The organism is Synechococcus sp. R70.1, from assembly GCF_047461675.1.
Taxonomy (GTDB): domain Bacteria; phylum Cyanobacteriota; class Cyanobacteriia; order Thermostichales; family Thermostichaceae; genus Thermostichus.
Map to the genome: position 1 here is coordinate 1 of NZ_JANSHR010000047.1, position 1,117 is coordinate 1,117.

The 1,117-nt window shown below is 60.9% G+C and carries 1 protein-coding gene; it reads right to left on the minus strand.

The features are described 5' to 3' along the window. Positions 1–590: 590 nt before the first annotated feature. Entirely contained in the window at positions 591–1,004 is a 414-nt protein-coding gene (locus NW807_RS06505; protein WP_414425611.1) for a DUF192 domain-containing protein, read from the minus strand. Positions 1,005–1,117 lie beyond the last annotated feature (113 nt).

Sequence of the window (1,117 nt, forward strand, 5' to 3'; positions counted from 1 at the left end):
CAGTAACACCGTCCCTTGCAGCGGAGAGCCAGACCAGACGAAAGCACCAGCGACGTTCGCCCAGCGTTGCGAGCGAGTCCGTCCGACTTGAGAAGCCGTGTCTCGCGTTCGCTGGAGTTGATCATGAAAGGGGATGTCGAGTTGGCCAGCGACCGCTTTTGCCAGTATCGCACTTTGATTGAACCCGCGCTCACGCCGGCGCAACGGGTGAAGGGGTATCGGTACGACGCAGGTCAAGTCACTTCGCCACGGTGCCAGGATTTCCGGGCTGGCCCGCCCCAACTCACTCGCAAGTTCGTCCATCCGGCGACGCTCGCCCCGGTACTTCGCCCGATGCAACGCGGCACGAACGGGTCCTCGATAGAGAAACAACGCTCGTGCCGCGATGAGTGCTGCAGGCCAGTCGACGCAATCGGCGCATACTGCACTTGGTTTCGGCACGAGACCATCACAGCGCACACACCGGGGGTGGCAATCCGCGACACGGACCAGACTCCGCTGGCACTCCGAGCACCACCACGCACCAGGCCAACCACATCCGCCGCAGGTTGACGGTAAAAACCAGCGTTCCACGCAATCACGAAGCGCCATTAGAACGGTTCGGTGACCGAGTTGTCTTGCCACGGCACTCTTTCCCCATCGGCTCGGCAAAGAGCCAACCTGCATCCTGGAGCTAATCCGAACTGCCGAACGGTTCCAGCAGGTAATTCTATGACGATTTGACTTTTCCAATGGATCGGACCGATTCGCTGTGGTCGCACCTGTTCGACGACACGTTGCACTGTCCCCCGGTGATCGAGAAACAGAACATCGATCGGAAAGCGCATCCCGAAGGTGTGGATCGCCGAGCACGGACGAAGCACGAGTGCCTGAGCAGCGCAGAACTCCTTGCGTCCGATCAAGCCGCGGAGCCGGTTCCACCAGCTGGCAGCGAGCTCGACCCGTTCAGCGATGCAGCGGCCACTGTCCAGGTCGATAAGCCGCCACTCTGCGCTCTGGCTCATCCCGCTTCACCTCGCTTTCCCTGCTACCATGATGCTTCGGGCGGATGCTCGATGACGGACAGGAGGCTGACAACGCGACTCTCTCGCTTCGGAATCCTTCTACTCCTCCTCGT

Bases quoted from the DNA above. Each gene is read 5' to 3' on its own strand.
- NW807_RS06505 (WP_414425611.1), bottom strand. From the start codon at position 1,004: ATGAGCCAGAGCGCAGAGTGGCGGCTTATCGACCTGGACAGTGGCCGC.